The 24902-nt window shown below is 57.5% G+C and carries 22 protein-coding genes and 3 tRNA genes; 1 reads left to right on the top strand and 24 read right to left on the bottom strand.

Features of this window, described 5'->3' with window-relative positions; all coding sequences use genetic code 11:
- Positions 1–128: 128 nt before the first annotated feature.
- The 22 genes from gmhB to ACT5M9_RS13340 form a co-directional block, all read right to left on the bottom strand.
- Positions 129–671 (bottom strand): D-glycero-beta-D-manno-heptose 1,7-bisphosphate 7-phosphatase, encoded by a 543-nt coding sequence (gene gmhB, locus ACT5M9_RS13445; protein ID WP_457982451.1) that lies wholly within the window; start codon positions 669–671, stop codon positions 129–131.
- A gap of 112 nt (positions 672–783) precedes the next feature.
- Positions 784–1968, bottom strand: coding sequence for an elongation factor Tu (gene tuf, locus ACT5M9_RS13440; RefSeq protein WP_005306325.1), 1185 nt, complete (start codon positions 1966–1968; stop codon positions 784–786).
- Positions 1969–2022: 54 nt separating this feature from the next.
- The gene (gene fusA, locus ACT5M9_RS13435; protein ID WP_438550610.1) at positions 2023–4128 is read right to left on the bottom strand and encodes an elongation factor G; all 2106 of its coding nucleotides are present in this window, start codon (positions 4126–4128) and stop codon (positions 2023–2025) included.
- Between the two features lie 74 nt (positions 4129–4202).
- Entirely contained in the window at positions 4203–4673 is a 471-nt protein-coding gene (gene rpsG, locus ACT5M9_RS13430) for a 30S ribosomal protein S7 (protein ID WP_010675949.1), read from the bottom strand.
- 94 nt (positions 4674–4767) lie between these two features.
- Entirely contained in the window at positions 4768–5142 is a 375-nt protein-coding gene (gene rpsL, locus ACT5M9_RS13425) for a 30S ribosomal protein S12 (RefSeq protein ID WP_438550609.1), read from the bottom strand.
- 182 nt (positions 5143–5324) lie between these two features.
- Positions 5325–5603: a sulfurtransferase complex subunit TusB gene (gene tusB, locus ACT5M9_RS13420; protein ID WP_438550608.1), complete on the bottom strand. Its 279-nt coding sequence runs from the start codon at positions 5601–5603 to the stop codon at positions 5325–5327.
- Between the two features lie 7 nt (positions 5604–5610).
- The gene (gene tusC / locus ACT5M9_RS13415; protein ID WP_438550607.1) at positions 5611–5967 is read right to left on the bottom strand and encodes a sulfurtransferase complex subunit TusC; all 357 of its coding nucleotides are present in this window, start codon (positions 5965–5967) and stop codon (positions 5611–5613) included.
- 9 nt (positions 5968–5976) lie between these two features.
- Complete coding sequence (gene tusD, locus ACT5M9_RS13410; protein ID WP_457982453.1) at positions 5977–6369, bottom strand: sulfurtransferase complex subunit TusD; 393 nt, start codon at positions 6367–6369, stop codon at positions 5977–5979.
- Positions 6370–6455: 86 nt separating this feature from the next.
- Complete coding sequence (locus ACT5M9_RS13405) at positions 6456–6836, bottom strand: RidA family protein (RefSeq protein ID WP_457982454.1); 381 nt, start codon at positions 6834–6836, stop codon at positions 6456–6458.
- Between the two features lie 25 nt (positions 6837–6861).
- The gene (locus ACT5M9_RS13400; RefSeq protein ID WP_457982455.1) at positions 6862–7578 is read right to left on the bottom strand and encodes a helix-turn-helix transcriptional regulator; all 717 of its coding nucleotides are present in this window, start codon (positions 7576–7578) and stop codon (positions 6862–6864) included.
- Positions 7579–7774: 196 nt separating this feature from the next.
- Positions 7775–12079 (bottom strand): DNA-directed RNA polymerase subunit beta', encoded by a 4305-nt coding sequence (rpoC, locus tag ACT5M9_RS13395; protein ID WP_438550603.1) that lies wholly within the window; start codon positions 12077–12079, stop codon positions 7775–7777.
- 80 nt (positions 12080–12159) lie between these two features.
- Positions 12160–16188 (bottom strand): DNA-directed RNA polymerase subunit beta, encoded by a 4029-nt coding sequence (gene rpoB, locus ACT5M9_RS13390; protein WP_457982457.1) that lies wholly within the window; start codon positions 16186–16188, stop codon positions 12160–12162.
- 223 nt (positions 16189–16411) lie between these two features.
- Positions 16412–16774, bottom strand: a complete 363-nt coding sequence (rplL, locus tag ACT5M9_RS13385) for a 50S ribosomal protein L7/L12 (RefSeq protein WP_349920098.1) — start codon at positions 16772–16774, stop codon at positions 16412–16414.
- A gap of 51 nt (positions 16775–16825) precedes the next feature.
- Complete coding sequence (gene rplJ / locus ACT5M9_RS13380; protein ID WP_016352265.1) at positions 16826–17326, bottom strand: 50S ribosomal protein L10; 501 nt, start codon at positions 17324–17326, stop codon at positions 16826–16828.
- Positions 17327–17585: 259 nt separating this feature from the next.
- Positions 17586–18287, bottom strand: coding sequence for a 50S ribosomal protein L1 (gene rplA, locus ACT5M9_RS13375; protein WP_349920100.1), 702 nt, complete (start codon positions 18285–18287; stop codon positions 17586–17588).
- 4 nt (positions 18288–18291) lie between these two features.
- On the bottom strand, positions 18292–18720 hold the full coding sequence (gene rplK, locus ACT5M9_RS13370; RefSeq protein WP_016352267.1) for a 50S ribosomal protein L11: 429 nt from the start codon (positions 18718–18720) through the stop codon (positions 18292–18294).
- 133 nt (positions 18721–18853) lie between these two features.
- Entirely contained in the window at positions 18854–19405 is a 552-nt protein-coding gene (nusG, locus tag ACT5M9_RS13365) for a transcription termination/antitermination protein NusG (protein ID WP_010675959.1), read from the bottom strand.
- A 9-nt stretch (positions 19406–19414) separates the two neighbouring features.
- Positions 19415–19786 carry a preprotein translocase subunit SecE gene (secE, locus tag ACT5M9_RS13360; RefSeq protein ID WP_025328619.1) on the bottom strand — a complete coding sequence of 124 codons (372 nt, stop codon included), beginning with the start codon at positions 19784–19786 and terminating at the stop codon, positions 19415–19417.
- A 60-nt stretch (positions 19787–19846) separates the two neighbouring features.
- Positions 19847–19923 (bottom strand) — tRNA-Trp (locus ACT5M9_RS13355).
- 52 nt (positions 19924–19975) lie between these two features.
- Positions 19976–21160, bottom strand: a complete 1185-nt coding sequence (gene tuf, locus ACT5M9_RS13350; RefSeq protein ID WP_005306325.1) for an elongation factor Tu — start codon at positions 21158–21160, stop codon at positions 19976–19978.
- Between the two features lie 172 nt (positions 21161–21332).
- A tRNA-Gly gene (locus ACT5M9_RS13345) sits at positions 21333–21407 on the bottom strand.
- Between the two features lie 38 nt (positions 21408–21445).
- Positions 21446–21530 (bottom strand) — tRNA-Tyr (locus ACT5M9_RS13340).
- 262 nt (positions 21531–21792) lie between these two features.
- Here ACT5M9_RS13340 and coaA point away from each other — a divergent pair.
- Complete coding sequence (coaA, locus tag ACT5M9_RS13335) at positions 21793–22731, top strand: type I pantothenate kinase (protein ID WP_457982458.1); 939 nt, start codon at positions 21793–21795, stop codon at positions 22729–22731.
- Between the two features lie 73 nt (positions 22732–22804).
- On the opposite strand, the gene birA is transcribed toward coaA, so the two are convergent.
- Both birA and murB read right to left on the bottom strand, forming a co-directional pair.
- The gene (birA, locus tag ACT5M9_RS13330; protein ID WP_457982460.1) at positions 22805–23770 is read right to left on the bottom strand and encodes a bifunctional biotin--[acetyl-CoA-carboxylase] ligase/biotin operon repressor BirA; all 966 of its coding nucleotides are present in this window, start codon (positions 23768–23770) and stop codon (positions 22805–22807) included.
- On the bottom strand, positions 23767–24819 hold the full coding sequence (gene murB, locus ACT5M9_RS13325) for a UDP-N-acetylmuramate dehydrogenase (RefSeq protein WP_457982462.1): 1053 nt from the start codon (positions 24817–24819) through the stop codon (positions 23767–23769). The genes birA and murB overlap by 4 nt, the downstream gene beginning before the upstream one ends.
- Between the last annotated feature and the right edge of the window lie 83 nt (positions 24820–24902).

The following is a 24902-nucleotide window of genomic DNA, read 5'->3' as shown; positions in this document are numbered from 1 at the left end:
GCTTGCCCTGTCGATGGAGGCGCATTATAGGGAGCAGAAACTTTCTGGCAAGGGGATTATTGCAAAAAGATGGCTTTCGTCGCGCGTTCGCTCACAAAGCCACCAATTCGCATGTCAAGCGAGCGATCTCAACCTGCAACCGGCACTGCCATCGCAAAATCATGCAGATCGTCATAGATGGCATCGGCCAATGCGATCCCTGCATCGGTGACCGGCTTGCCGGTACGCACCAATACCTTGTGACCCACCTTGGCATTGAGCGCAGCCTTCAAGTCGGAGGGCTTGTCGCCCACCATGTAGGAACGGGCCATGTCGATGCCCAGTTCTTGCCTGGCAAGCAACAGCATGCCGGGCTCTGGCTTGCGACAATCGCAGGGGGCACCGTGATCCGGGTGATGGGGGCAGAAGTAGATGCCGTCGAGATCCACATCCCGATCCGCCAGCGACCAGTCCATCCATTCGGTCAGATTCATGAAGTCATCCTCACTGAAGTAGCCGCGGGCGATGCCGGATTGGTTGGTGACCACAACCAGCAGGTAGCCTTTCTTCTTCAGCAGTTGCATGGCCTCGATGACGCCGGGCAGGAAATGGAAGTCGTCGACCTGGCTGACATAACCTGTGTCTTCGTTGATGACACCGTCTCTGTCCAGAAAAATGGCGGGCTTACTCACGGGAAACTACCTCTGTCATGTTTTTCACAGTATCTCACAGGGCGAAGAGGGCCCAAAACGTAAAAAGGGGTGGCCGAAGCCACCCCTTTCATGTGCGCATATAAAGTATCGATTACGCGATAACTTTGGCTACAACACCAGCACCTACGGTACGGCCACCTTCACGGATGGCGAAACGCAGGCCGTCGTCCATCGCGATCGGGGCGATCAGGGTAACAACCATCTTGATGTTGTCGCCCGGCATTACCATTTCAACGCCTTCCGGCAGCTCGATGGTACCGGTCACGTCGGTAGTACGGAAGTAGAACTGCGGACGGTAGCCCTTGAAGAACGGGGTATGACGACCACCTTCTTCCTTGGACAGCACGTACACTTCGGATTCGAACTTGGTGTGCGGCTTGATGGTGCCCGGCTTGGCCAGTACCTGACCACGCTCCACGTCTTCACGCTTCACGCCACGCAGCAGCGCGCCAACGTTCTCACCGGCACGACCTTCGTCCAGCAGCTTGCGGAACATTTCAACGCCGGTACAGGTGGTCTTGGTGGTATCTTTGATACCAACGATTTCCACTTCTTCACCAACCTTCACGATACCGCGCTCAACACGACCGGTTACTACGGTACCGCGGCCAGCGATGGAGAACACGTCTTCGATAGGCATCAGGAACGGCTGATCGATCGCACGCTCCGGCTCCGGGATGTAGGTGTCCAGGTGGCCAGCCAGTTCCAGGATCTTCTCTTCCCACTGAGCTTCGCCTTCCAGCGCTTTCAGCGCGGAACCACGAACGACCGGCAGGTCATCACCCGGGAAGTCATACTCGGACAGCAGTTCGCGAACTTCCATCTCGACCAGTTCCAGCAGCTCTTCGTCATCGACCATGTCGCACTTGTTCATGAACACGATGATGTACGGAACGCCTACCTGACGACCCAGCAGGATGTGCTCACGAGTCTGCGGCATCGGGCCGTCAGTCGCTGCTACTACCAGGATTGCGCCGTCCATCTGGGCAGCACCGGTGATCATGTTCTTAACGTAGTCGGCGTGACCCGGGCAATCTACGTGAGCGTAGTGACGGGTAGCGGTGTCGTATTCTACGTGGGAGGTGTTGATGGTGATACCACGCTCACGCTCTTCCGGCGCCTTGTCGATCTGGTCGAAGGCGAAAGCTTTACCACCGAAGTGCTTGGCCAGCACGTTGGTGATGGCGGCGGTCAGGGTGGTTTTACCGTGGTCAACGTGGCCGATGGTGCCGACGTTTACGTGCGGTTTATTACGCTCAAATTTTTCTTTAGACACGACGTAGTCCTTCTAGGTTAAACCCGCCTACCGTCGTAGGCGGGGAATCATAAATTACTTGGATTTGCGCTCTTCGATCACGGCCTGGGCGACGTTGGTCGGGGCATCGTGATACTTGGCGAATTCCATGGCGTAGGAAGCACGACCTTGGGTAGCGGAACGCAGGGCGGTCGCATAACCGAACATCTCGGCCAGCGGCACCAGGGCACGTACGATCTTGCCGGACGGGCCGTCTTCCATACCTTCGATCAGACCACGACGACGGTTCAGGTCACCGATCACGTCGCCCATGTAGTCTTCCGGAGTCTCAACTTCGACCTTCATGATCGGCTCGAGCAGAACCGGGCTTGCCTTCATGAAGCCAGCCTTGAACGCCATGGAAGCAGCAATCTTGAACGCCAGTTCGGAGGAGTCGACATCGTGGTAAGAACCGAAGTGCAGACGCACGCCCAGATCCATTACCGGATAACCTGCCAGCGGGCCGGATTTCAGCTGCTCACGGATACCCTTGTCCACGCCCGGGATGAATTCACCCGGAATGACGCCACCCTTGATGTCGTTGACGAACTCGTAGGCTTTGCCTTCTTCCAGCGGGTACATGTCGATCACAACGTGACCGTACTGACCACGACCACCGGACTGCTTGGCGTGCTTGCCTTCGATATCCTTGACGGTATCGCGGATGGTTTCACGGTAGGCAACCTGCGGCTTACCTACGTTCGCTTCTACCTTGAACTCGCGACGCATACGGTCAACGATGATGTCCAGGTGCAGCTCGCCCATACCGGCGATGATGGTTTGGCCAGATTCTTCGTCGGTCCATACGCGGAAAGACGGATCTTCCTGCGCCAGACGGCCGAGTGCCAGACCCATCTTCTCTTGGTCAGCCTTGGTTTTCGGCTCAACCGCGATGGAGATTACCGGCTCTGGGAACTCCATACGCTCCAGGATGATCGGAGCCTTCTCGTCACACAGGGTGTCACCGGTGGTCACGTCTTTCAGACCGATGGCAGCAGCGATGTCGCCTGCGCGAACTTCTTTGATCTCTTCACGCTTGTTGGCGTGCATCTGAACGATACGGCCAAAACGCTCGCGCTTCTCTTTGACAGAGTTCAGCACGGAGTCACCGGAGTTAACCACACCGGAGTAAACGCGGAAGAAGGTCAGGTTGCCTACGAACGGGTCGGTAGCAATCTTGAATGCCAGAGCAGCGAACGGCTCGTCATCGGAAGCGTGACGCTCGTCTTTGGTCTCGCCATCCAGCTTCAGACCGTCGATGGCTGCTACGTCGGTCGGTGCCGGCAGATAGTCAACCACGGCATCCAGCATGGCCTGTACGCCCTTGTTCTTGAACGCGGAGCCACAGGTAACCAGGATGATTTCGTTGTTCAGAACGCGCTGACGAAGAGCTTGTTTGATCTCTTCCTCGGTCAGTTCTTCACCACCCAGGTATTTTTCCATCAGGTCTTCAGACGCTTCGGCAGCGGCTTCAACCAGGTTCATGCGCATTTCTTGCGCCTGTTCCAGCAACTCGGCCGGGACGTCTTCGTAGTCGAAGGATACGCCCTGATCGGCTTCGCTCCAGTTGATGGCTTTCATCTTGACCAGGTCGATAACGCCCTTGAAGTTCTCTTCTGCACCGATGTTCAGTTGCAGGGGAACCGGCACGCCTTTCAGACGGGTCTTGATGTGCTCAACGCAGCGCAGATAGTTGGCGCCGGTACGGTCCATCTTGTTGACGAACGCGATACGGGGAACCTTGTACTTGTTAGCCTGACGCCATACGGTCTCAGACTGTGGCTGTACGCCACCTACGGCACAGTACACCATCACGGCACCGTCCAGAACACGCATTGAACGCTCTACTTCGATAGTAAAGTCAACGTGGCCCGGGGTATCGATGATGTTGATACGGTGCGGTTGGAACTGTTTGCCCATACCGGACCAGAAAGCGGTGGTCGCGGCGGAGGTGATGGTGATACCACGCTCTTGTTCCTGTTCCATCCAGTCCATGGTGGCGGCGCCATCGTGAACTTCACCGATCTTGTGACTTACACCGGTGTAAAACAGAACGCGCTCGGTAGTAGTAGTCTTACCGGCGTCGATGTGAGCGGAGATACCGATATTACGATAACGCTCAATGGGGGTTGTACGAGCCATTGTCATCCTCTTACTAGGAGCGTACCCCTAGATAACTGAAGGTGCGCAGAGCCTGAAGGCCCTGCGCAGGCGGATTACCAGCGGAAGTGAGCGAAAGCCTTGTTCGCTTCAGCCATACGGTGAACGTCTTCACGTTTCTTGACAGACGAACCCTTATTGTCAGCGGCATCCAGCAGCTCGCCAGCCAAACGCTGAGCCATTGATTTTTCACCACGTTTACGAGCGGCATCAACCAACCAGCGCATTGCCAGGGCATTGCGACGTACCGGGCGAACTTCTACCGGCACCTGATAGGTTGCACCACCGACACGACGAGATTTAACCTCGACGGCCGGACGAATGTTGTCCAGAGCGACTTCGAACAGGGCCAGGTGCTCTTTGCCAGATTTGGTGGCAATGATGTCCAGGGCACCGTATACGATGGCTTCTGCAACAGATTTCTTACCGTCAACCATTACTACGTTGACGAATTTGGCCAGCAGCTCAGATCCGAACTTGGGATCCGGCAGGATTTTACGCTGACCAACAACACGACGTCTTGGCATTTCAAATTCTCCGTGAACTTCAGGGGTTACCCAAAACTAGAAAGTTATCTAACTAGAAACGAATTAACGTTTGGCCTTACTTAACGGAGAACCATTAAGCTTTCGGACGCTTCACGCCATACTTGGAGCGAGCCTGCTTACGGTCTTTAACACCGGCACAGTCCAACGCACCACGAACGGTGTGATAACGAACACCTGGCAAATCCTTGACACGACCGCCACGGATCAGAACAACAGAGTGCTCCTGCAGGTTGTGACCTTCACCGCCGATGTAGGAGGTGACTTCGAAGCCGTTGGTCAGACGTACACGGCACACTTTACGCAGTGCAGAGTTAGGCTTCTTCGGGGTGGTGGTGTATACACGGGTGCATACGCCACGCTTCTGAGGGCACGCTTCCAGCGCCGGCACGTTGCTTTTTACAACGAGCTTGACGCGCGGCTTGCGAACCAACTGGTTAATAGTTGCCATCAAAAGGCTCCTGATAATGACTTCATAAACGTGTGAAAAATCCTCCCCGCAGATACGGGGACGCGAAATTTTATGCCCTGTTGTCGGGGGAGTCAAGATTTATACAATTTGTGCGCCGGACGGGCAAATCACGGCAGTACTGGATTCTGTTAACCATCTGAGTTATCAGCTAAAAACCAAAACTAATCGGCCCAGGTCTGCGGCGATCCCTGTTCGGCGATCAGCGCGATCAGGCCGGCCATGTCGAGTTCCATCCCGATCCGTCCCTGCAATCCCCTCGCCTGCAGGTCTTCCCCCATCACATAGAGCGGGATCCCGGCCAGCCGTTCACACCACATGGGGGCTGCTGCCGCCACTACCGCGTCCTGCATCAGCACCAGGGGATCCGAGGCATCGCGATAACGCAGGGCCTGCTCCAGCCCCTGGCCGAGGAAGGGAGAACTCAATACCAGCTGTATCATGGGCACCTCAGAAACTGATGTGGGTGCTGCAACGCCCCCACTCACGGCGGATCTCATCGGGGGACAAGGGCGTCACGGGGATCAGCAGATCCGAGGCCACGAGGCCCCGCTCCGCGAGCGAGGCCGCACAGACATAGACCTCCTCAATGTCATACAGTTCCAACATCTTGAAGGTAGGCGCATAGTGGCGCTGCAGTATGGCCTGCGGCTGCTGCGCGTTGAGCAGTTGCAGCACCCCGTCGCCGATGAGAAACAGGGCCAGCGACTCGGTCAACGCCGAGGTCGCCAGCAGGGCGTCGAGCCCTTCCCGGCCGTGTGCCGTGCCGTGGGGACCTCGCCGGCAGATAAAGGCAATCTTGCTCATCTCTCCCCCTTAGAACTGCACGAAGCGATCGGCGGTCAAACTGGCCTCGGCCAGTTGCCCCAGACCGCTCAGGCGAAACGGTGCCTGCAGGTTGAACTGCGCCTTGCCGACCCCCCTGGCCTCGGTCTCATCGAGCACGCCGCGCCGCATGGCGGCGGCGACGCACACATCGATGGCGATGCCGTGAGCCAGGGCGAGCTCGCGCCAGAGCGCCACCAGATCGGTCTCATCGGAGGCAGGGGCATGCAAGCCGCTGCCGTTATGGACACCGTCCTGATAGAAGAACAGGTGGGACAGGCGATGACCCTGTTCGATGAGGCCCAGCGCGAAGCGATAGGCGGTGCTGGCCGTCTGGGTGCCGTAGGCGGGCCCGGTGACCAGCAGGGCAAAACTCAGACTCATGTCCGGACTCCTGCAAGGATATGCAACCATTCTACCTCAAAGACGAAAAAGCCCCTCCTGGGAGGGGCTCTTCCTGACTGCCAGGCTTAGACGTGGGCGATGGCCTCGACTTCGACCAGCACATCCTTGGGCAGACGCGCCACTTCCACGCAGGAGCGGGCGGGTGCGGACTCGCCAAAGTAGCGGGCATAGACCTGGTTGAAGGCCACGAAGTTGTTCATGTCGCTCAGGAAGCAGGTGGTCTTCAGGACCTTGCCGGTATCCGAGCCTGCCGCCTTCAATACTGCAACCAGATTCTTCATCACCTGTTCGGCCTGGGCCTCGATGCCACCGGCGACGATATCCATGGTGGTGGGATCGAGCGGGATCTGCCCGGAGGTAAAGATCAACTCGCCCAGCTTAGTGCCCTGTACATAGGGTCCAATTGCGGCAGGTGCCTTCTCGGTTGCAATCACTTCTTTAGCCATTCTTGTCTGTCCCCTTCTATGGCACTCACTCGCTCTCTTCTTCACCCTGCTTGCGCTGTCGGATGTAGAGATACACGGTATGTTTGGAAATATTCAGCTTGTCCGCGACCAGGTTGATCGAGTCCTTGATGTCAAATATGCCCTTCTCGAACAACTGGGTCACGATAAAACGGTTCTTGGCATTGTTCGCCACGGTCGGATCGCGGTTGATCTCGTCGATGGTGTTGTCCACCGTCTGGGCGACCAGCTCCTCCACGCTGTTGGCGAAGGTCTCCGGCGATTGACGCTCCACCTGTTGCGGGGTCGGGAAAAACTCGGCCACGAATTCGTGGAAAGGCGCATTGATATGCAGGTTGATGCAGATGAGGCCGATCACCTGCTTGTCGCCGTTGCGGATGGCGATGGTGCTCGACTTCATCAGCGCACCGGTACGGCTGCGCGCGAAATAGCTCTGGGTATGATCCTGGCCGGTGCTCTCGATGTCCTTGAGCATCCGCAGCGCCAGATCCGTGATGGGCGCCCCCAGGGTTCGCCCGGTGTTAAAGCCGTTTGCAATCTTGATCACTGACTCATGCAGATTTTCCAGGGAATGCAGCACCACCTCGCAGTGCTTGCCGAACAGATCGGCCAGGCCCTCGATGAGGCCCTCATATGAACGCAACAACTCCCTGTCTTCGTCTGTAAAAGCGCGACCGCTCAGTTGATCTTCGGGAAGCAGCACTTCCTCGATACCGACAGCCATGTTCTACCCCTGTAATAACCATTCAACTTTCCCGAGTTTTCAATTGCGGGGAGTCAATGTCAACTTTTTTTGATTTTTTGCTCTATAACCTTGCACTGGATCATCCCCTGCCCCAGCCCAGTGCACACCGGGCGCCGGATGGGAAATAAAAAAAGGGCCCCTTGAAGGGGCCCTTTCTCATCACTGCAGCGGAAGATTACTCTTCGTCAAAACTGCCGGCTGCGTTGAGCAGATCCGCCAGGTTTTGCTGAGCTTCATCGGCGGTCACCTGCGGTACACCGACAGCACGGGCTGCGGCGGCACGCTGGTTGATCCGGCTGTGGTGGTAGGCAAAGCCGGTACCAGCCGGGATCAGACGACCCACGATCACGTTCTCTTTCAGGCCACGCAGTTCGTCGCGCTTGCCGCCAACGGCCGCTTCGGTCAGAACCCGGGTAGTTTCCTGGAAGGACGCCGCGGAGATGAAGGACTCGGTGCTCAGAGATGCCTTGGTAATACCCATCAGGATATGACGGTAGGTCGCCGGGGCCTTGCCCTCTGCAACCAGCTTACGGTTGGCAATCTTCACACGAGCCACTTCAACCTGCTCGCCTTCGATCAGGTCGGTGTCGCCAGCGCTCAGGATCTCGCACTTACGCAGCATCTGACGAACGATGACTTCGATGTGCTTGTCGTTGATCTTAACGCCCTGCAGACGGTAAACGTCCTGCACTTCGTTGGCGATGTAGTTGGCGACCGGGCTGATACCGCGCAGACGCAGGATGTCGTGAGCAGACTCAGGACCGTCCGCCAGCACTTCACCCTTCTCAACTTTTTCACCTTCGAACACGTTGAGGTGACGCCACTTCGGAATCATCTCTTCGTAGATCTCGCCACCATCGGTCGGGGTGATGACCAGACGGCGCTTGCCCTTGGTCTCTTTCCCGAAGGAGATGGTACCGGAGATCTCGGCCAGGATAGCCGGTTCCTTCGGTTGACGTGCTTCGAACAGATCCGCAACGCGCGGCAGACCACCGGTGATGTCCTTGGTACCGCTGGACTCTTGCGGGATACGTGCAACCGCGTCACCCACGCCCACGTTGGCACCATCTTCCAGGTTCACGATGGCCTTGCCCGGCAGGAAGTACTGGGCGGGAACATCGGTACCCGGGATCATCACATCCTTGCCGTTCAGGTCGACCAGTTTCACGGTCGGACGCATCTCTTTACCGGCACTCGGACGCTCGTTGACATCCAGCACGACGATGGAGGAGAGACCGGTCAGCTCGTCGGTCTGACGAGTGATGGTCACGCCATCGATCATGTGCTCGAAGTGCAGGCGACCCGCCACTTCGGTGATGATCGGGTGGGTGTGCGGATCCCAGTTCGCGACGGTGTCACCGGCGTTCACGGCCTCGCCATCCTTCACTTCCAGGACGGAACCGTAAGGCAGCTTGTGGCTTTCCTTGGTACGGCCCATCTCGTCCATGATGGTCAGCTCGGTGGAACGAGAGGTGATAACCAGCTTGTCAGAGTTGTTGGTAACGAACTTGGCGTTCTGCAGCTTGATGCTACCGGTGTTCTTGACCTGGATGCTGCTCTCGGCAGCGGCTCGGGATGCGGCACCACCGATGTGGAAGGTACGCATCGTCAGCTGGGTACCCGGCTCACCGATGGACTGGGCGGCGATAACACCGACAGCCTCACCCTTGTTCACCAGATGACCACGGGCCAGATCACGGCCGTAGCAGTGGGCACAGTTACCGAAGTCGGTCTCACAGGTGATGGCAGAACGTACCTTCACGCGGTCGACGGAGTTGCGCTCGAGCTGGTCACACAGCTGCTCGTCGAGCAGGGTGTTACGGGCTACCAACACTTCGTCTTCGGTACCCGGCTTGATCACGTCTTCGGCGACCACACGGCCCAGCACGCGCTCACGCAGCGGCTCGACCACGTCACCACCCTCGATCAGCGGAGTCATCCACAGACCGTCGGTTGTGCCGCAATCGTCCTCGGTGATCACCATGTCCTGTGCCACGTCAACCAGACGACGAGTCAGATAACCGGAGTTCGCAGTCTTCAATGCGGTATCCGCCAGACCCTTACGAGCACCGTGAGTGGAGATGAAGTACTGCAGTACGTTCAGACCTTCACGGAAGTTCGCCACGATCGGCGTTTCGATGATGGAGCCATCCGGTTTCGCCATCAGGCCACGCATACCGGCCAGCTGACGGATCTGGGCGGCGGAACCCCGCGCACCGGAGTCGGCCATCATGAAGATGCTGTTGAAGGAAGCTTGTTCTTCCTCTTCGCCCAGGGAGTTGACGTTACGCTCCTTGGACAGGTTATCCATCATGGCCTTGGAGACGCGATCGTTCGCGCTGGCCCAGATATCGATAACCTTGTTGTAGCGTTCGCCCGCAGTCACCAGACCGGACAGGAACTGGTCCTGGATCTCGGCGACTTCGGCTTCGGCTGCCGCAATGATGTCTTTCTTGGCATCCGGGATGACCATGTCATCGATACCAACGGAAGCACCGGACAGGGCCGCGTAATGGAAACCGGTATACATCAGCTGGTCAGCGAAGATGACGGTGTCCTTCAGGCCCTGCTTGCGATAGCAGGTGTTCAGCAGACGAGAGATGAGCTTCTTGCCCAGCGCCTTGTTGGAGACGTACTTGATCCAGTTCTGCGGATTGGCAGCCAGATCGGCCTCTTCGGCGGCGGTCAGCACCTTCGGCTCGTCGATCAGGGCGTATTCCATGCCTTTTGGCAGGATCAGGCTCAGGATCGCACGACCGACTGTGGTGCTCTTCATCTCGGTGCGCGGCAGCAGGGAACCGTCTTCCTGACGCAGGTATTCGGTGATACGCACCTTCACACGAGCGTGCAGATCGGCCAGACCGGCGCGATAGACTTTCTCTGCTTCCTTCGGACCGGCCAGCACCATACCTTCGCCCTTGGCGTTGATACGGGCACGGGTCATGTAGTACAGACCCAAGACCACGTCCTGGGACGGAACGATGATCGGCTCACCGGAGGCTGGCGACAGGATGTTGTTGGTAGACATCATCAAGGCGCGCGCTTCGAGCTGGGCTTCCAGGGTCAACGGTACGTGGACCGCCATCTGGTCACCATCGAAGTCCGCGTTATAGGCGGCACAGACCAGCGGGTGCAGCTGGATGGCCTTACCTTCGATCAGGGTCGGTTCAAACGCCTGGATACCCAGACGGTGCAGGGTCGGTGCACGGTTCAGCAGGACCGGGTGTTCGCGGATCACTTCGTCCAGGATGTCCCAAACGACAGCTTCTTCACGCTCCACCATCTTCTTGGCGGCCTTGATCGTGGTCGCCAGACCGCGAGTTTCCAGCTTGCCATAGATGAACGGCTTGAACAGTTCCAGGGCCATCTTCTTCGGCAGACCGCACTGATGCAGACGCAGAGTCGGGCCTACTGTGATAACGGAACGACCGGAGTAGTCGACCCGCTTACCCAGCAAGTTCTGACGGAAACGACCTTGCTTACCCTTGATCATATCGGCCAAGGATTTCAGCGGACGCTTGTTGGAACCTGTGATGGCACGACCACGACGGCCGTTGTCCAGCAGGGCATCCACGGACTCTTGCAGCATGCGCTTTTCGTTGCGCACGATGATGTCCGGGGCGGCCAGATCCAGCAGGCGCTTCAAACGGTTGTTACGGTTGATCACGCGACGGTACAGATCGTTCAGATCGGAAGTCGCGAAACGGCCGCCGTCCAGCGGTACCAGCGGACGCAGGTCCGGCGGCAGCACGGGCAGCACTGTCATGATCATCCACTCCGGCTTGTTGCCGGACTGCAGGAAGGCTTCCATCAGCTTCAGACGCTTGGTGGTCTTCTTGCGCTTGGTCTCGGAGTTGGTCTGTTCCAGCTCCTCGCGCATGGTCTTGACTTCACCTTCCAGATCGATGGCGCGCAGCAATGCCAAGATTGCTTCGGCACCCATCTTGGCGTCGAATTCGTCGCCCCACTCTTCCAGTGCGTCCAGATAGTTCTCTTCGGACAGCATCTGGCTGCGCTCGAGGTTGGTCATGCCGGGTTCGATAACCACATAGGATTCGAAATACAGCACGCGCTCGATGTCACGCAGGGTCATGTCCAGCAGCAGACCGATACGGGACGGCAGGGACTTCAGGAACCAGATGTGGGCAGTCGGGCTGGCCAGCTCGATGTGGCCCATGCGCTCACGACGGACCTTGGTCTGGGTCACTTCTACGCCGCACTTCTCGCAGATCACACCACGGTGTTTCAGGCGCTTGTACTTGCCGCACAGACACTCGTAGTCCTTCACCGGTCCGAAGATACGGGCGCAGAACAGACCATCACGTTCCGGCTTGAAAGTCCGGTAGTTGATGGTCTCAGGCTTTTTGACCTCACCGAATGACCAGGAGCGGATCATGTCAGGAGAGGCCAGACCGATCTTGATACTGTCAAACTCTTCGGTCTTGGTCTGAGCCTTCAAAAACTTGAGTAAGTCTTTCACGTGTTTCCCCTGTCAGGAGTCTAACCTCGGCGCCCCTCTCGGGGCGCCCACGTCAATTCTCGAACAATAAGAGCGAGCTCTTACTCTTCGTCCAGCTCGATGTTGATACCCAGAGAGCGGATTTCCTTCAGCAATACGTTGAAGGATTCGGGCATGCCCGGCTCCATACGGTGGTCGCCATCCACGATGTTCTTGTACATCTTGGTACGGCCGTTCACATCGTCAGACTTGACGGTCAGCATTTCCTGCAGGGTATATGCCGCACCGTAAGCCTCCAGGGCCCACACTTCCATCTCACCGAACCGCTGACCACCGAACTGTGCCTTACCACCCAGCGGCTGCTGGGTAACCAGGCTGTACGAACCGGTAGAACGCGCGTGCATCTTGTCGTCTACCAGGTGGTTCAGCTTGAGCATGTACATGTAACCCACGGTGACCTTACGCTCGAAGGCGTTACCGGTACGACCGTCGAACAGGGAGATCTGACCGGATTCCGGCAGATCGGCCAGCTTCAGCAAGGCCTTGATTTCGCGCTCTTTGGCACCATCAAAGACAGGTGTAGCGACCGGCAGACCCTTGCGCAGGTTACCCACCAGGGTACGTACGTCGTCGTCGGACAGCTCGGCGATGTTCACTTGCTGGGAGTCCTTCTCACCCAGGTCATAGACCTGTTGCAGGAACTCGCGCATCTCGTGCAGCTCGCGCTGCTCTTTGATCATGCGGTCGATCTTCTCGCCGATGCCCTTGGCCGCGAGGCCCAGGTGCACTTCGAGGATCTGACCGATGTTCATACGGGATGGTACGCCCAGCGGGTTCAGTACGATGTCGACCGGACGGCCGAACTCGTCATGGGGCATATCCTCGACCGGACAGATCTTGGAGATAACACCCTTGTTACCGTGACGGCCCGCCATCTTGTCACCCGGTTGGATGCGACGCTTCACTGCCAGGTAAACCTTGACGATTTTCAGTACGCCCGGCGCCAGATCATCACCCTGGATAATCTTGCGACGCTTGTTCTCGAACTTCTTGTCGAACTCGGCTTTGAGCTCAACGTGCTGTTCGGCGATCTGTTCCAGTTCGATCTGCTTGGCTTCATCTTCGATGGCCAGTTCAAACCACTTGGAACGATCCAGCTTGTTCAGACGATCTTCGCTGTAACCGGCGGCCAGCAGCAGGTTTCGGGAGCGGCCAAAGATGCCGTCTTCCAGGATCTTGAACTCTTCGGTCAAGTCCTTCTTCGCTTCCTTCAGCTGCATCTCTTCGATTTCTTTGGCGCGCTTGTCTTTTTCCACGCCATCGCGGGTAAAGACTTGCACGTCAACCACGGTACCGTACACACCGTTCGGCACACGCAGGGAGGAGTCCTTCACATCGGAGGCCTTCTCACCGAAGATGGCGCGCAGCAGCTTCTCTTCCGGAGTCAGCTGGGTTTCACCCTTGGGTGTTACCTTGCCGACCAGAATGTCGCCGCCCTTCACTTCCGCACCCACGTAGACGATACCGGACTCGTCCAGCTTGGACAGAGCGGCTTCACCCACGTTCGGGATGTCGGCGGTGATCTCTTCCGGACCCAGCTTGGTGTCACGGGAGATACAGGCCAGTTCCTGGATATGAATGGTGGTCAGGCGATCTTCCTGAACAACGCGCTCGTTCACCAGGATCGAGTCTTCGAAGTTGTAACCGTTCCACGGCATGAACGCGACGCGCAGGTTTTGGCCCAGCGCCAGTTCGCCCAGGTCGGTAGACGGGCCGTCAGCCAGCACGTCGCCCGCCATCACCGGCTCACCCAACATCACGCAAGGACGCTGGTTGATACAGGTGTTCTGGTTGGAACGGGTGTACTTGGTCAGGCTGTAGATGTCGATGCCGGCTTCGCCTGGCAGCAGCTCATCTTCATTGACCTTGATAACGATACGGGAGGCATCGACATAGTCGATCATGCCGCCACGCTTGGCCACTACGGTTACCCCGGAGTCGACGGCCACGGCGCGTTCCATACCGGTACCTACCAGCGGCTTGTCGGCGCGCAGGGTCGGTACGGCCTGACGTTGCATGTTCGAACCCATCAGGGCTCGGTTCGCATCATCGTGTTCCAGGAACGGGATCAGAGCGGCAGCCACAGATACGATCTGTTGCGGGCTCACATCCATGTACTGGATCTGGTCGGCGTTCATGAAGGTGGATTCACCCTTATGACGGCACGGGATCAGCTCATCTTTCAGACGGCCATCTTCAGAGGTCGCGGCGTTGGCCTGCGCGATCACGTACTTGCCTTCTTCAATCGCGGACAGGTAATCCACTTCGTCGGTGATCACACCGTCGATGACCTTGCGGTACGGGGTCTCGAGGAAACCGTACTCGTTGGTACGGGAGTACACGGACAGCGAGTTGATCAGACCGATGTTCGGACCTTCCGGAGTCTCGATGGGGCACAGACGACCGTAGTGGGTCGGGTGTACGTCTCGAACTTCGAAGCCGGCACGCTCACGAGTCAGACCGCCCGGGCCCAGCGCGGAGATACGACGCTTGTGGGTCACTTCGGACAGCGGGTTGTTCTGGTCCATGAACTGGGACAGCTGGCTGGAACCGAAGAACTCTTTGACCGCGGCGGAGATCGGCTTGGCGTTGATCAGATCCTGCGGCATCAGGGTGTCGAGGTCGCCCAGGGAGAGACGCTCTTTCACCGCACGCTCGACACGGACCAGACCGACACGGAACTGGTTCTCGGCCATTTCACCGACGGAACGGATACGACGGTTACCCAGGTGGTCGATATCGTCCACCTCGTCATTGCCGTTACGGATGTCGATCAGGCGCTTCATGACTTCGACGATGTCGTCTTTGGTCAGCACGCCGACGCCGGTCTCGTCTTCACGACCCAGACGGCGGTTGAACTTCATCCGACCCACGGTAGACAGGTCGTAACGCTCGGAAGAGAAGAACAGGTTCTCGAACAGCTGCTCTGCCGCCTCGCGGGTGGGCGGCTCGCCCGGACGCATCATGCGGTAGATCTCGACCAGGGCTTCCAAACGGCTGGAGCTGGAGTCGATGCGCAGGGTCTCGGACATGTAGGCACCGTGATCCAGTTCGTTGGTGAACAGAACCTCGAAATGCTTGAAGCCGGCTTGGGACAGATTGGCGACCGCTTCCAGGCTCAGGGCCTGGTTGGCAGTCACGACCATTTCACCAGTTTGCGGGTGCGCGTAGTTCTTGGCAGCAACTTTGCCAACAACGTATTCGACCGGCACCTCAATCTGGGTAATGGCGTCTTTTTCCAACTGACGGATATGACGAGCGGTGACACGACGACCGGTCTCGACCACCACGGTGCCATTGGCAATGATGTCGAAGGTCGCAGTCTCACCACGCAGGCGCTCGGGCACCAGATCCATCATCAACTTGCCATCTTTGACCTCGAAACCTATGGTCTCGAAGAAGGTGGCCAGGATTTCTTCGGAACTGAAGTCCAGGGCGCGCAGAATAATGGAGGCCGGCAGTTTACGACGACGGTCGATACGGACAAACAGGTTGTCTTTCGCATCGAACTCGAAGTCCAGCCAGGAGCCACGGTAGGGGATAACGCGGGCGTTATACAGTACCTTACCGGATGAATGTGTTTTGCCTTTATCGTGGTCGAAGAAGACGCCCGGGCTGCGGTGCAGCTGGGAGACGATGACCCGCTCGGTACCATTGATGACAAAGGTGCCGTTTTCGGTCATGAGCGGAATTTCGCCCATGTAAACTTCTTGTTCCTTGATATCTTTGACGGTGCCGGCAGCTGCTTCACGGTCGTACAGAACCATACGAAGCTTGACACGCAGCGGCGCGGAGTAGGTCACTCCACGGATCTGGCATTCTTTTACGTCAAATACCGGCTCACCCAGGCGATAGCTGACATACTGAAGCTCAGCACTACCGGAGTAACTGGTGATCGGGAAAACGCTACGGAAGGCGGCTTCTAGGCCGTACTCACCTTCCGGGTCAGCCTCGATGAACTGCTTGAAGGAGTCCAGCTGAATGGACAACAGATAAGGCGTGTCCAGTACCTGGTCTCGCTTACCGAAGTCCTTACGTATGCGTTTTTTTTCGGTATAAGAGTAAACCATAGGGTTCCTCAGCTCGCTGATAAGTGACCCACTCTGTCCCCACGGGACAGCTCTGTCTCAACACCGTTTTGTGTTGGCCCGGACGATGAGGCGGTCCGGATTGCTGGTGCACCGAGAGTCGTGAACGGTGTGAAATACTCTCAGTCTACAGCGCAAAAAGGCTGGTGAATAAAGATTCACCAGCCTTAGCCTGTTTTATCAGGCTAATCTACATAAATGCAGATTATTTGATCTCAACAGAAGCACCGGCAGCTTCCAGCTCTTTCTTCAGAGCTTCGGCTTCGTCTTTGGAGACGGCTTCTTTCAGATTGGTCGGAGCAGCTTCTACCAGGTCCTTGGCTTCTTTCAGGCCCAGACCGGTAGCGCCGCGAACGGCCTTGATGACGGCAACTTTGTTGGCGCCAGCAGCAGTCAGAACTACGTCGAACTCGGTCTTCTCTTCTACTGCTTCAGCGGCCGGACCGGCAGCAACAGCAACAGCGGCGGAAACACCGAACTTCTCTTCCATAGCTTCGATCAGCTCAACAACTTCCATTACGGACATGGAAGCAACGGCTTCGATGATTTGGTCTTTAGTGATAGACATGACAAAAATTCCTGATGTTGAATAAACTCAAACAGCCTAAATAGGCGAGAATCAAGCAGCAGCTTGCTTCTGATCACGCACAGCAGCGATGGTACGAACCAGCTTGCCAGCAGAGGCTTCCTTCATGGTAGCCATCAACTTCGCAATTGCTTCGTCGTAGGTCGGCAGCGTGGCCAGACGATCAATTTGTGCTGCGGCGATGAATTCACCGTTAAAAGCGCCAGCCTTGATTTCGAACTTTTGGTTCGCTTTGGCAAACTCTTTGAACAGACGAGCGGCAGCGCCCGGGTGTTCGTTAGAGAAAGCAATCAAGGTAGGACCAGACAATACGTCGTTCAGGCAACCGAATTCGGTACCTTCAACTGCACGACGCAGCAGGGTGTTACGCACAACGCGCATGTACACACCGGCTTCGCGAGCAGATTTACGCAGGCTGGTCATCTTCTCTACAGTCACACCGCGAGAATCGGCTACAACTGCAGAAAGAGCGCCTTTGGCAGCTTCGTTGACTTCAGCAACAATTGCCTTTTTGTCTTCGAGTCCCAATGCCATTGGCTTAACTCCTGGATTGAATCCGGGTCTAGTTTGACCCAGTACTGACACATCCCCCCTACCTTTACAACAGAGGGGAACGATGCGGTAGCAGGATTCCAGAAGAGAAAGAAATCTTTCTCGCTGGGTTTCCGGCACCGTCTACGCAGGAAGAATTAAGGCGATGAGGCCACCTGCGGTCTTGGACGGAGGTCGAAACCCCCAACCAATCAAAGCGCAAAATTATAGATTAAATTTTGCGCCTTGTAAAACCCATCAATTAGGCCTGAGCTTCCAGGGAAGCTTGGTCTACGGCAACACCGGCACCCATGGTGGTGGAGATGCTGACTTTCTTGATGAAGACACCCTTGGCGGAGGAAGGCTTGGCCTTTTTCAAGGCAACCAGCAGAGCTTCCAAGTTTTCTTTCAGCTGAACTTCGTTGAAAGAAACCTTACCCAGAGTGGTATGGATGATACCATTCTTGTCGTTGCGGTAACGAACCTGACCGGCTTTGGCGTTCTTGACGGCTTCAGCAACGTTCGGGGTTACGGTACCCACTTTCGGGTTAGGCATCAGGCCACGCGGGCCCAGGATCTGGCCCAGTTGACCAACAACGCGCATGGCATCCGGGGATGCGATCACGACGTCGAAGTTCATCTCGCCTTTCTTAACCTGCTCAGCCAGGTCGTCCATACCAACCAGTTCAGCACCTGCAGCCTTGGCGGCTTCGGCGTTGGCACCCTGGGTGAACACGGCGACACGGATGTCACGACCGGTACCGTGCGGCAGTACAGTAGCACCACGTACGTTCTGGTCAGATTTACGAGCATCGATACCCAGGTTAACGGCGACGTCAACGCTTTCAACGAACTTGGCGGTAGCCAGTTCTTTCAGCAGGGCAATGGCTTCGTTGATGGAGTACTCTTTGGTACCGTCAACTTTTTCGCGAATAACGCGCATACGCTTGGAAAGTTTTGCCATTGTCTTAGTCCTCCACCACCAGGCCCATGGAACGAGCGGAACCGGCGATGCAACGTACTTTTGCATCCAGATCGGCACCAGTCATATCCGGCTCTTTGGTCTTGGCGATTTCTTGCAGCTGGGCAACGGTCACCTTACCAACCTTGTCTTTGTTCGGCTTGGCAGAACCAGACTGGATGCCGGCGGCTTTCTTCAGCAGGAAGGAAGCGGGCGGAGTCTTGGTTTCGAAGGTGAAGGAACGGTCGCTGTAAACGGTGATCACGACCGGAGTCGGTGAGCCTTTTTCCAGCTTCTCTGTACGAGCGTTGAACGCCTTACAGAATTCCATGATGTTAACACCGTGCTGACCCAGTGCAGGACCAACGGGAGGGCTGGGGTTAGCACTGCCAGCCTTAACTTGCAGCTTGATATAAGCTGTGACTTTCTTAGCCATTACAAAAATACCTCAAAAATGGGTTCTAACGCCTCGGAGACATGCTCCTGCAAACGGCTCCCCAACAAATAAAGGGGCAGCGAATTATAGAGATAATCGCTGCCCCTGACAACCGTTAACGAACAGAGTTTAATCAGCCTTTCTCGACCTGACCAAAATCCAGTTCGACCGGTGTTGAGCGACCGAAGATCAGAACGGAGACCTTCACGCGGCTCTTCTCGTAGTCCACCTCTTCAACGGTACCGTTGAAGTCGGCGAACGGACCATCGGCAACCCGCACCATTTCACCCGGTTCAAACAGGGTTTTCGGACGCGGCTTGTCGTGGGCATCTTGCAGACGGTTGAGGATGGCATCCGCTTCTTTATCGGAGATAGGAGCAGGACGATCGGAGGTGCCACCGATGAAGCCCATCACACGGGGTACGTTGCGTACCAGGTGCCATGTGGTTTCATCCATCACCATCTGGACCAGGACATAGCCCGGGAAAAATTTGCGCTCACTCTTGCGCTTCTGGCCAGCACGCATCTCGACCACTTCTTCGGTCGGGACCAGCACTTCGCCAAACAGCTCTTCCATACCATGCATCTTGATATGTTCACGCAGGGACTTGGCGACCCGGCCTTCGTAGCCGGAAAATGCCTGCACGACATACCATCTCATACGTTGTTCACGTTGTTCAGTCATGGCTTATCCTTACACACCGGTAATCAGGTTGACCAACCAGACCAAGGCACCGTCCAGAACGAACAGCAAGAGCCCCATCACGGCGGTCACCGCCAGCACAATCAGGGTTGTCTGAATGGCTTCCTGGCGGGTCGGCCATACGACCTTGCGGACTTCCAGGCGAGACTCACGAGCAAAAGCCAGTGTTGCCTTACCTTTGGTGGTTTGCAGGGCTACTGCACCTGCAGCAGCGATGACAACGACCACACCCAGGGCGCGGACGGCGGCGACAACGTCGGTCAGCAGGTAATTACCTACTACTGCGGCCGCCAGAATGATGAAAACCAGGCCCCAAAGCAGGGTATCCTTGCTTCCGCCCTGACCCTCAGAACTAACACTCATACAACCCACCTGTATCTGACGTAACCAAAGACACAAAAGCCCCGTACGAGACGAGGTATATGGCAGGGGCGGCAGGACTCGAACCCGCAACCATCGGTTTTGGAGACCGCTGTTCTACCAATTCGAACTACGCCCCTGCATAAGAAAGCCCCTATTATAGGGGCTTTGCTTTATTTATGTAAGCCAAGATTACGCGATAACTTTGGCTACAACACCAGCACCTACGGTACGGCCACCTTCACGGATGGCGAAACGCAGGCCGTCATCCATCGCGATCGGGGCAATCAGGGTAACAACCATCTTGATGTTGTCGCCCGGCATTACCATCTCAACGCCTTCCGGCAGCTCGATGGTACCGGTCACGTCGGTAGTACGGAAGTAGAACTGCGGACGGTAGCCCTTGAAGAACGGGGTATGACGACCACCTTCTTCCTTGGACAGCACGTACACTTCGGATTCGAACTTGGTGTGCGGCTTGATGGTGCCCGGCTTGGCCAGTACCTGACCACGCTCCACGTCTTCACGCTTCACGCCACGCAGCAGTGCGCCAACGTTCTCACCGGCACGACCTTCGTCCAGCAGCTTGCGGAACATTTCAACGCCGGTACAGGTGGTCTTGGTGGTATCTTTGATACCAACGATTTCCACTTCTTCACCAACCTTCACGATACCGCGCTCAACACGACCGGTTACTACGGTACCGCGGCCAGCGATGGAGAACACGTCTTCGATAGGCATCAGGAACGGCTGATCGATCGCACGCTCCGGTTCCGGGATGTAGGTGTCCAGGTGGCCAGCCAGTTCCAGGATCTTCTCTTCCCACTGAGCTTCGCCTTCCAGCGCTTTCAGCGCGGAACCACGAACGACCGGCAGGTCATCACCCGGGAAGTCGTACTCGGACAGCAGTTCGCGAACTTCCATCTCTACCAGTTCCAGCAGCTCTTCGTCATCGACCATGTCGCACTTGTTCATGAACACGATGATGTACGGAACGCCTACCTGACGACCCAGCAGGATGTGCTCACGAGTCTGCGGCATCGGGCCGTCAGTCGCTGCTACTACCAGGATTGCGCCGTCCATCTGGGCAGCACCGGTGATCATGTTCTTAACGTAGTCGGCGTGACCCGGGCAATCTACGTGAGCGTAGTGGCGGGTAGCGGTGTCGTATTCTACGTGGGAGGTGTTGATGGTGATACCACGCTCACGCTCTTCCGGCGCCTTGTCGATCTGGTCGAAGGCGAAAGCTTTACCACCGAAGTGCTTGGCCAGCACGTTGGTGATGGCGGCGGTCAGGGTGGTTTTACCGTGGTCAACGTGGCCGATGGTACCCACGTTAACGTGCGGTTTATTACGCTCAAATTTTTCTTTAGACATGATCGTCCCTCTAAACTAACGCTGAGTACGCGGTGGCAAGCTAACCACAGAACAGTTTATATGATGGATTTGAATCTGGGGGAGTAGAGAGGCTTGTACTGACAGGCTGGTTCGACTGCCGAACTCACCCTAGGGTGTGGCTCTCAGAATTACCTGAGCCATATCAGCATCTTGGAGCGGGCAGCGGGAATCGAACCCGCATCATCAGCTTGGAAGGCTGAGGTAATAGCCATTATACGATGCCCGCATTTCTCTAACCCAAAGAACTCAAACCGCAGAGAAATATGGTGGAGGGAGAAGGATTCGAACCTTCGAAGGCAGAGCCGTCAGATTTACAGTCTGATCCCTTTGGCCGCTCGGGAACCCCTCCGTCACGTCGATGCCACAACGGTAATTCTGCTTGCACCCGTTGTTTTTATCGCATTTGCCGGGCAAATAGGCGACAGACATCTAAGCGCCGCGCATTTTATGGTAAGGATTTTGGGGATGCAACCATTGCGCCTTGCAAAATGTGCATTATTGCAGGGAAGAGTACAAAAAAACGCACCCTCTCCACTCGAACCTGCCGCATCCCTTGTCGCTCCCGATCCCTTGGTGTATGGTCGCCCTGCCCAAGAAACAGTGATGACATCATGACGACAGAGCATAACCCCTATTTGCAATTCACCCGCGAACAATGGGCGTTATTGCGTGATGCAGTCCCCCTCACCCTGACGGAGACGGATCTGCATACCCTGCGCGGGATCAACGAGAAGGTGTCATTGCGGGAGGTGGAAGAGATCTACCTGCCCCTCTCCCGCCTGCTCAATCTCTACGTCAAGGCAAAGCAGCGCCGCAGCCGGGTGCTGGAACAGTTCCTCGGCCAGTCTCGAGGCAAGGGCACCTATATCATCAGCATCGCCGGCAGCGTGGCGGGGGGCAAGAGCACCACGGCCCGCATCATGCAGGCGCTGCTGGAGCGCTGGCCGGAACATCCCCGAGTCGAACTGGTCACCACGGACGGCTTCCTCTACCCCAACAAGGAGCTGGAGGCCCGCGGCCTGATGCGCCGCAAGGGGTTCCCGGAATCCTACGACATCCGCCATCTGGTGGAGTTTGTCGCCAACATCCGGGCCGGCCACGAGCGGGTCGAGGCTCCCGTCTACTCCCACCTCATCTATGACATCCTGCCGGACGAGAAGAAGGTGGTGGAGCAGCCAGACATCCTGATCTTGGAGGGGCTCAACGTGCTGCAGAGCGGCATGGATTACCCGCAGGATCCCCATCGCGTCTTCGTGTCAGATTTTGTCGACTTCTCCATCTATGTGGATGCGGACACCGAGCTGCTGCGCACCTGGTACGTGGAGCGCTTCCTCAAGTTTCGCAGCGGCGCCTTCTCGGATCCCGACTCCTACTTCCACCACTACGCCAAGCTGGCGGAGAGCGAAGCCACCGAGATCGCCAACAACATCTGGCAGGACATCAACTATTTGAATCTGCAAGAGAACATCTTGCCGACCCGGGAGCGGGCCAACCTGATCCTCACCAAGGGCAACGAACACGCCATCGAGCAGATCAAGCTGCGCAAGTGACGCTGAACAACTCAGATGTGGAATCAACAAAGGGGGCCATGGGCCCCCTTTGTTATGCGCTGGTCTGCTGGCGTCAGTCGCCGCGACGCAGGGAGATCTCCCCCCCCAGATAGAACTTGATCCCCTCCTCCGTCTCCAGCCGCAGGGCGCCGCGATCGTCGATGCCACGGGCGATGCCGCGGATCACCTGATCCCCCATCAGCAGCTTCACCGGCTGACCGGCGAAGTAATCGAGCCGGTTCCAGTCGTCCACGAAACTCCCCAGGCCGCTCTGCTCGAAGGTCACCATGGCCTGCTGCAGGCGCTGGATCACGCAGGCGGCCAGCTCATTGCGATCCACCAGTTCCGGCTGGACGTGGCGCAGTTCAGACCAGGCCTGGTCGATCTTCTCCCCCTGCCGCTCTGGCATCGCAAGATTGAGGCCAATGCCTATCACCAGGTGGCAGCTGGCACCGGCGCTGCCGCTCATCTCCACCAGGATGCCCGCGAGCTTGCGCCCCTGATAATAGAGGTCATTGGGCCACTTCAGTTCCACCCCCGGGTAACCGAGGGACTCCAGCGCCTGCACCACGGCGACGCCCACCGCCAGGCTCAGCCCCATGGCCGCCGCCATGCCCTGCTCGAGGCGCCAGTACATGCTCAGGATCAGCTGGCACCCGAAGGGGGTGATCCAGGGCTTGCCACGGCGCCCCCGACCCGCGGTCTGGCACTCGGCCAGGCAACTCTCGCCGGATTGCAGCCCGCTGACCCGCTCCAGCAGGTATTGGTTGGTCGAGCCTATCACCGAGAAGCAGTGCACCGGCGCCATGGGGACCCTGGCCCGCAGCTTCTCCTCGTCGTAGAGCGCCATGGGCACCGCCAGCCGATAACCCTTGCCGGTCAGGCTGAACAGATCCAGCCCCAATTCCTTGAGGGCCGCCATATGCTTGCTGACGGCCGCCCGGCTGATGCCGAGCTGCTCGCCGAGCTGCTCGCCGGAGTGGAACTGGCCGTCGCTCAGCAGGGTGATCAGAGTCTGTCTGATGGGGGTCAGGGTCATGCTAGCACCTCGTCGAGCCAGGTCTCGCCGGTCAGCCCCATGAAGCGCACCTCGTGCTCCAGCACGACGCCGAATTGCTGCTCCACGCTATCCCGCACATGGGCGGCCAGGGCGATGAGCTCCATGGCGCTGGCCCCCCCCAGGTTCACCAGCACCAGCGCCTGCTCCTGATGGACGGCGGCACGGCCGATGGCAAAGCCCTTGAGGCCGCACTGATCGATGAGCCAGCCCGCCGCCAGCTTGGCCTGGCCTTCTCCGTCCGGATTCCCCGCAACCGGATAGACGGGCATCAGCGGATAACGCGCCTTGAGCCCTTCCGCCAACGCTTGCGGCACCACGGGATTCTTGAAGAAGCTGCCGGCGTTGCCGAGCAAGGCGGGATCCGGCAGCTTGGCCATGCGGGTGGCGCAGACGGTATCGAAGATGGCCTGGGGACTGGGTTGATCACCGAGGGCCGCCAGCGGACCGTAACCCTGCACCGGCTGCCAGGCCTTGGGCAGGCTCAGGCCGACGGCGGTGATGAAGTGAGAATCCTGATAGGCGTGCTTGAAGATGCTGTCGCGATAGCCGAACTGGCAATCGGCAGCCTGGATCCGCTCCAGTTCGCCGCTCTGCCAGTTAAAGGCCTCCACATAGGTGCAGAAACGGGCCAGCTCTACCCCATAGGCACCGATGTTCTGCACAGGGGCGGCCCCGACAGTGCCCGGGATCAACGCGAGATTCTCCAGCCCGTGCCAACCCTGCTGCAGGGCATGGCACACCAGCTCATGCCAGTTTTCGCCCGCCGCCACGTGCAGCAACCAGTGATCCCCCTCATCGCGCACCTCTATCCCTTGCAGGCGGTTGTGTACCACCAGACCGGCGAAGTCGTTGCAGAACAGTATGTTGCTCCCTCCCCCCAACACCAGGCGTGGCTGCACGGCCAGCTCGACGTTGTCTCGCAGTTGCCTGAGATCGTCCAGCTGGACCACCTCGGCCAGCCAGAGGCAGTGGGCCTCGAGGCCCAGGGTATTGAGGGTCGACAAGGGGGCGTGGGGGGTGAGTTTCATCTGTTGGTCCCGACAAGAGCGAGGAGGCAGTTTACCCCAGATCCCCCGGGACGAAAAATCCGGGTACTTCTCGGACTCAGTTC

It is taken from the genome of Aeromonas sp. AE23HZ002T15, from assembly GCF_054165525.2.
Note: the sequence above shows the minus strand (reverse complement) of the source record. Positions and strands in the feature narration are given on the sequence as shown.